Origin of the sequence: Legionella sp. km772 (assembly GCF_003989735.1) — a bacterium.
Classification (GTDB): Bacteria; Pseudomonadota; Gammaproteobacteria; order Legionellales; family Legionellaceae; genus Legionella.
Genome location: NZ_RZGQ01000152.1, coordinates 1 through 6,944 on the forward strand (window position 1 = coordinate 1; position 6,944 = coordinate 6,944).

A 6,944-nucleotide genomic window follows, 5' to 3' on the forward strand; every position below is an offset into this window, starting at 1 on the left:
GGAAAATCAAATAATCACTATAAAGATCAAGCATATCCATTTAATTCCCTCCCTAAAATTAAGGGCGGAATTCTAATGCTTTTTAGTCAAACTACAAGTTTATGTGCGTAACATGAGTTACCAAAAAAACGGCATAGCTCATCATAACCGCCAATCCGCTCCCCATTGATAAAGGTTTGCGGGGTGGTCTTAACTTGCTGCTCCAATTTAAACGCATCAACTTGCTCACGACTCGTTAACCACACATCGTCCACAAGATAACCTTGACGTTGTAATAAATCTTTAGCTTTTAAGCCATAAGGACAAAGATGATTAGGTAGTACCATGCGATACAGGGTCGCTTTTTTAACCGATGCAGTAGCCATTTTTCCTTCCTAAGTTACTCTATTAAATAAACTTACTCCATATCCTCATGCTTCTCGACCCAATAATCACTAGGGCCCCCGGGAGGGGTTGGTCGTGTTACTAAAGGACTCAAACTTGCCCCAGCACCCTTATTTCCACCCCTCTGTTCGTTTAAGGTGGTAGTAATTCAATATATTGGCTCGCTTAAAAAACCATCTTACTTAGGTAGACTTTGTTTCTTTTAATAAATCACGAATCTCCTTAAGTAATTCAACGGAAACATCAACTTCTTTATTTTTCACTGCCGGTGAATTAAACCGCTTGAATAATGCGGCTGACGGTTTAACTATGGCATAGTAAAGCACTAATGCTTTAATTAAAAATGAGAGAATGGCATTAATAAAATTACCAATAGCAAGCGGACCGAGTTTCAAAGCGGAAAAATCAGGCTGCCCCCCCATTATTCCCAGAAGAGGAGTTATAATATCTTTGGTCATCGAATCAACAATACCGCTAAATGCCGCACCGATAATCACAGCTACCGCTAAATCCACCACATTCCCTCGGAGGATAAATTCTTTAAAGCTCGCCATAGCATTTTCCTTTTGTTCTCTAAATTAATAAGCTCACTAGGCTATCAGTTAAGAAACTAGTCTACATCACCGTAGACTTTAAAGCCCTTCCTCCCGGCCAATTTCACCTGATATAAAGCGTCATCAGCTTGCTTTACTAAGCTTGCAGGAGAAAGAGACTCACCTCGATAAAGGGCAATACCAATGCTAGTAGAAATCGCATGTGGATGGTTTTCCAAAAGGACTGTGCGACTTAATTTGTTAATTATTTTTTCCGCAATGCTAATAGCATCTTCTTTTGCACTAAGATCATCAAATAGAATAACAAATTCATCTCCCCCCAATCGTACAACAAAATCATATTTACGAACATTTTTCTTAAGAAAAGAGGCGAATTTTACCAGTAATTTATCGCCTACTGGATGGCCTAAATTATCATTAATCCATTTAAAATGATCGATGTCCAAAAACATTAATGCAATTAACCCTGTACTTCGTTTTACTTTGTCCATGGCATGAAGTAAGACCGTATCAAAAAATTTTCTATTAGGAAGTTTGGTTAAAAAATCGTGCTTAGTCATGCGGTCCAACCGAGCTTGGGTGCTTTTTAATTTTTTTATCGTATTGGCTTTTTCTTCAAATAAGAGTTGCGTTTTTAATCCGGAGGCGATAAATCCTGCCATTAACTCCAAAATTTTTACGTGTAACTCATTAAAGGCATCCGGATATTTAGATACTATTTTAATGACCCCGGCGGCCTTATCGGAATAAACTAAAGGAGCCACCACTAAAGAGCGGGCGGCAACTTTACGGCAGGCCTCTAAATTAACTCGTGGATCATTTTCTGTATCTCGAGCAATTAAAATCTTATTTTGCCTAAGACAAAGGCCAGAAATACTATGCGCTCTTGGTAGTTTTAATCCGCGGTATAGACTCACACTTCCTGCGACTGCTTGATAGACCATGGACTCATCCTCGACTAACTCAATAACAGCTCCCGTAGCTAAAGTTAGTTCTTGAATTTTATGGGTGACTAATTCCATGAAGTCTTGGAGGTCAAAATGTGCACTAGCTAAGAGATTTTGTGTATTGATAACCTGCTCAAGTAGGTCAAGGTTATAAACGGGGACTTTGGCTTCCATATTAATTCTCTAAGCAGGACAAAGCCCAATATTCTCGATCGCGATAATCCTTAGCTAAAGTTAAATTTTTTGGTTGCTTAATTAATTGGAAATTCATTGGAGCACCTCCTAATGAGTTATTTTTTAGAGTCAGTATTTGACAGCTTGCTTATTTTTGTCTTTAAGGCCTCTAAGCTAGGAGAGAAATTTTTTTCTAACCATGCGGTCATTGGCTGACAATAGCGCACGAATTGGGACTCTTGCCATAGTTTATTACTTACAGCAGTTAATTGGACAACATAGATAATAAAAATCGACACAATGAAAGCGCGCACCAGACCAAATAAACCGCCAAAAAAGCTATTGATAAAGCCTAAACCGCTCAATTGAAAAGCCATATTTAAAAAATAACTTATTATGGCCCCAATAAGAATAATAAAAACAAAGATTAAAAGAAAAATAAACACCAAGCTTAATGAGGAGATGGTTTGGTCTTGCCCAGTACTACTAGCAAAATGCGCAGCTAAAGGAGGGGCGTATTTAATGGCTAAATAAGTAGCGAGAACCAGAAAGAGCAAGGAAACTACTCCTCTTATAAAGCCCCGTATAAAACCTGCAAGCATCGATAAGAGAAAAAAAAGGATAAACCCCACATCAACCCAGTTCAAATCCATAATCATGGCCAAATCCTTTTTAATATCAAGCTCATTATTATAATTTTAACACAAGATTTATATTGTTTTTTAGGGCACTAAGGGTAAGCGTGACAAATTTAAGTACAAGCCTGTATTTCCTATCAATTTTATATAAAAACAGAGCGCCAGCTATAATCATTTTATAGGCGTTAAGATGAGGATTTCGTGAGCAACTATTATTCTATGGCCCAAGACATTGAAAACGCCAAAAAAAGAATGGATGACTATTTCTTAAAACGGGATCTGGATGCTCAACACTATAAAGCCTGGTTGGATTCCTGTAATGAATTTAAAATTATATTGAGCCGGCGACACAGTAATCCGCTGTTATATCCTGATCTAATAAAATTAAAAGAAGGGGATGCTGCTGCAATTCAAACAGCAATTAATTATTTATGCGCCAATCCGCTCTACTTTTCTTCAGGTTATAAAAAGGAATTTCTTACCAAGCGCTTAAAACAATTAGTGTTTACTAAGAGAGCTCTTTTTTCACCCCAACAAATCGAACAATTAAATTTAATTGTACTTAATAAAGTCCGTTCAGGATTTAGTAGAGAATTTCGCTATTATTGCCGATTAGCCCAAGCTCTTTCTTCGCCAGCCTTAATTAAGCAATTAAGCGAGTTATCTTATTCACAAGATTTGAAAACTCGTTTGCAAGCCGCCTGGATGTTAGCTTATTTAAATACTGGGCCTGGAGAAAAAAGCTAAATTAGGGCGGTTTTTTTTGATCGCCGAATAAAGCCTGGAAACTATCAAGGGGCATCGCGTTGAAGTAGCCTGTTTTCATGCAGGCGAGAGTCAATAACATTTGTTGTTTAATGATCGGGGTTTTACACAACAAACCGTGGACTAAATCTCGCAGAATACCCATCGGATAAGCCGATGATTGAAACCATGGCGTGACAAAACGACTTGCTTGCTGGTAATAAGCTAATTGGGATTTTCTCTCTTGGCTATAGCGAGCTAAGGCTGTGGGGATATCTGCACCTTTGCAGCATTCAAATAAAACCTTAGCATCAATTAAACCAAGATTAGCTCCTTGACCTAACTGCGGGCTCATCCCATGGGCTGCATCGCCAATAAGGACCACCCTTTGCTTATGCCAAGGGAAGACCCGAACGTCATAGTAAGAAGCAAAGGAAAAATCCTTATGGCTGGAAAACTGCGCTAATAAATCTGCAAGCTCAGGCCATATTGAGGTCACATACTTTATCCAATCCCTAAAAGGGGTATCTAACCAGTGCTGTAGGGAGGATTTTTTTAAGCTCCAAAAAAAACTGACCAATAAACAGTGCGCCTCATCATAACCCATGGGCAAGATCCCAGACATAATTTCAGTACGTTTATATACTTGCTCCAAGACCTTGGAAAATTGAGCTTGTTGATCACGCCCTATAGCCCACAAAGCCCCCCATTCATAGGGCTTAACTTGGATTTTAAGAGTGACAAAGGTTCGCAAATTAGAGCGCGCACCATCTGCAATAACGACGCAATCATAAGGGCCATAAACCTTATTAGCAGCATCTTTTAAATTAACTTTATCCAAGGCTTGTTCAATTCCTACAATCTCGCAAGGATTGATAATCCTAATTTGCTGTACTTGCATGGTCTGCATTAATTCTTTATACAGCACAGCACGGTGCATGCCTAAGCCTATGTGATGCGCCACTAAATCCTTATAACGCAAATCTAAAACCACCTTACCGCGATGATTGCGACCATATAAACCAACAATCGGCGCACCTTGGGCAATCAAACTCTGGGCAAGGCCTAAGCGATGTAATACATCCAAGCCAGCAGGTTGCAATAAAAACCCAGCACCCACCGGGCATAAATTAGCCACCTTATCAAAAACAGTAAGCTCTGCCCCCAACTGCCGTAAAAATAAAGCCGCCGCAGGCCCTGCAATCCCGCAACCAATCACCGCAATCTTTAGCAAAATAATTACCTCTTATTCTAAACAGCATTAAGGCTGCGCAAGCAACATCAAACCTACTCGCTAAGGTTTGAGTGTAGAGTGAGCGAACTAATGCATTGTATTAATCTAATTAGATAAAATCGCCTATCTATCCGCAATAACTGTTGTTTATATTAATAATATAAACGGGGTAGTAACAAAACTTAAGCTGATGAGTTAGTAGCGGGACTAACACTAATTTTTAGGGCTAATTAGAGCAATAGCCGTCGCTTTATCCTCCTCGTCAATGGTCAGGGGAGGTAATTGATTTTGAAAAAGTAGATGTTTTGATGATTTTGTTAAGTGGATTGTCGGACTGTTAATCGAGGTCTCTGATTCATCGGGTAGAGTAATAGAGCCTTCTTGCTTAAGAGTAGCAGCACCTGCAGAAGATTGAAAAGCGGGTTGTCCTTGCTGCCAGGTTAAAAATTTTTCTAAAGTCTCTTCGGGAATGCTTTGGCCTAGTGCAATCTGTTTTTTAATGACTTCTCCCCAGCCTGCATTCATATCAGCTCCATGGGATATATCGATATAATTATTTTCTAAAAAATGTTCGAACAATAATACCTCAATAAGCTGCTCTTGTTTCTCGCCGTATAATATAATTCCATCCTCAGTGATCATCAACCAGGCTCCATCTAAATTAGAGCCATAAGGGTTGCGCATATCGAACCCATGTTGAAATAAATTTTGAAGGTTCGAATCGTGATCTGGATGAGGTAAAGTATAGGCTTGCCCCCCATTTTGAATAGCCATACTTAAATGATTACGTAGATAGGTGAATAACTTAGGATTCATGGGGTAATTTTTTTCTTGAAGATTTGCCCTATCAGAAGCTGTGGATAGTTGATTAGTCTTATTTTGTTCCAGTCGTAATTTTTCTTTGATAACTGCTTGCCAACACAGCTCTTCTACATTTGGCTTATCCGTGGATGCTAAACCTTTGAATGCGGTAATCCCGGCATTGAGGCTAGCTTGCAAAACCTCCATATCGACCGCCTCTCCATAGGCTAAATTATGAGGATCTCTATACGAAAAATTAACCAATTGAAGAAACAAAAACTCATGGGGAGTAATACAACCCGCTCGTTTAACCGCAAACTCATCAAACAAATGCTCTGGATTTTCTATTTGTTCTAGTAAAATATTTACTTTTGTTTTACTGACAGGGGACAGCCTTTTCAAAAAATAAAAATATTCGCGGGTGGCGTCACATAGGGCCTGTCGTTCATCCTCCCCTTGCTGGTGAGGTTTAAGAGTATTATATACACGCATTTTTTCTTTGGGATACCCGTCTAACTGCTGCGGGGAGGGATGAGTTAAAGCCAAGCCATCCCAATCTCCAGTTACTGCAGAACCTGCAAAATCATAAACTTGTTTAATCTGCTCCTTCGTGAGTAAATGTAAGATTTCCCATTTGGGAGTAGTTTCATTCATCTCCAAAAAAATACTTAGTCCCTTTTCAAGTCCAGGCTCTTCCAATATTTTACTATCGCGAATGGCTTTTAATAAGCCAGCTGTAGTTTTAGGAGTATTAGCAAAGACCAACACTTCTTTTAAGGGTTCATCTTCCACTGCCGCGGCAGCAGCAGGCCTTAATGGTTTTTGATGCTCAAGATAATAGACTTTAAACAAACACTGAGTAGCTCGCTCGTATATTTCATCGGGGACATCCCGTAGTTCTGGGGGCTTAGCCAGACCTTGTTTTTCTTCATCCCAGAGGGAATGATAGCGGGGATGATCCCATAATCGTGAATAAAAAAGTGGCGTTGCACTACCTTGATTAAGATCTATGACAAATTGGCCTTTGAAATGGCGATCTCCTTTGCCAGGCTTAAACGCTAAGCAGAGTTTGCCGTCAGAATAATTTAATACTGCAAGATCTCCATCTGCAGATATCTCTCTAATAATATCTAGCATCGTGACCGGTAGTGCAATGCTGTGCTGATAATCAGGATCCTGAATATCTCTCCCCAGATTTACAAAATCGGTGCGATCGTGGCCAATGCCTACTCCATTATCCAGCCGAGTGAAACGAACATCGACCGGAATGGAACCCCTAATTAATCCTTGGCCTTCTTTGGCAGTTTTGCTTTTATTTAAACTGGTCTTCGGACCACGTTTTTGATTATAAACTCATGTTACGCACGGTCAATTTTAAGCTGCCATATTTTTAAGCTCCTGCCAAGCAATCTGGTTCGCTCTAAGAATCAATTTGTACTTAATAGCAAAGTGATTTAAATGAGTTTTT

General features: G+C 39.4%; 6 protein-coding genes and 1 pseudogene. 1 reads left to right on the top strand and 6 read right to left on the bottom strand.

The features are described from left to right. Window positions 1-119: 119 nt before the first annotated feature. From ELY15_RS12325 to ELY15_RS12340, 4 genes and pseudogenes are all read right to left on the bottom strand, one after another. Window positions 120-365 (bottom strand): annotated as a pseudogene (locus ELY15_RS12325) (glutaredoxin domain-containing protein); the annotation flags it as partial. A gap of 201 nt (window positions 366-566) precedes the next feature. After that, entirely contained in the window at window positions 567-938 is a 372-nt protein-coding gene (gene mscL, locus ELY15_RS12330; RefSeq protein ID WP_127100467.1) for a large conductance mechanosensitive channel protein MscL, read from the bottom strand. A 56-nt stretch (window positions 939-994) separates the two neighbouring features. Further along, the gene (locus ELY15_RS12335; protein WP_127100469.1) at window positions 995-2,059 is read right to left on the bottom strand and encodes a sensor domain-containing diguanylate cyclase; all 1,065 of its coding nucleotides are present in this window, start codon (window positions 2,057-2,059) and stop codon (window positions 995-997) included. Between the two features lie 116 nt (window positions 2,060-2,175). Continuing rightward, window positions 2,176-2,718, bottom strand: a complete 543-nt coding sequence (locus ELY15_RS12340) for a CvpA family protein (protein ID WP_127100471.1) — start codon at window positions 2,716-2,718, stop codon at window positions 2,176-2,178. Between the two features lie 180 nt (window positions 2,719-2,898). On the opposite strand from ELY15_RS12340, the gene ELY15_RS12345 reads away from it, so the two are divergent. Further along, the gene (locus ELY15_RS12345) at window positions 2,899-3,444 is read left to right on the top strand and encodes a hypothetical protein (protein ID WP_127100473.1); all 546 of its coding nucleotides are present in this window, start codon (window positions 2,899-2,901) and stop codon (window positions 3,442-3,444) included. Window position 3,445: 1 nt separating this feature from the next. Here ELY15_RS12345 and ELY15_RS12350 read toward each other — a convergent pair whose 3' ends face one another. Both ELY15_RS12350 and ELY15_RS12355 read right to left on the bottom strand, forming a co-directional pair. Continuing rightward, window positions 3,446-4,675 (bottom strand): NAD(P)/FAD-dependent oxidoreductase, encoded by a 1,230-nt coding sequence (locus tag ELY15_RS12350; RefSeq protein ID WP_158617479.1) that lies wholly within the window; start codon window positions 4,673-4,675, stop codon window positions 3,446-3,448. Window positions 4,676-4,888: 213 nt separating this feature from the next. Then, window positions 4,889-6,613, bottom strand: coding sequence for a hypothetical protein (locus ELY15_RS12355; RefSeq protein ID WP_127100477.1), 1,725 nt, complete (start codon window positions 6,611-6,613; stop codon window positions 4,889-4,891). Window positions 6,614-6,944: the final 331 nt, after the last annotated feature.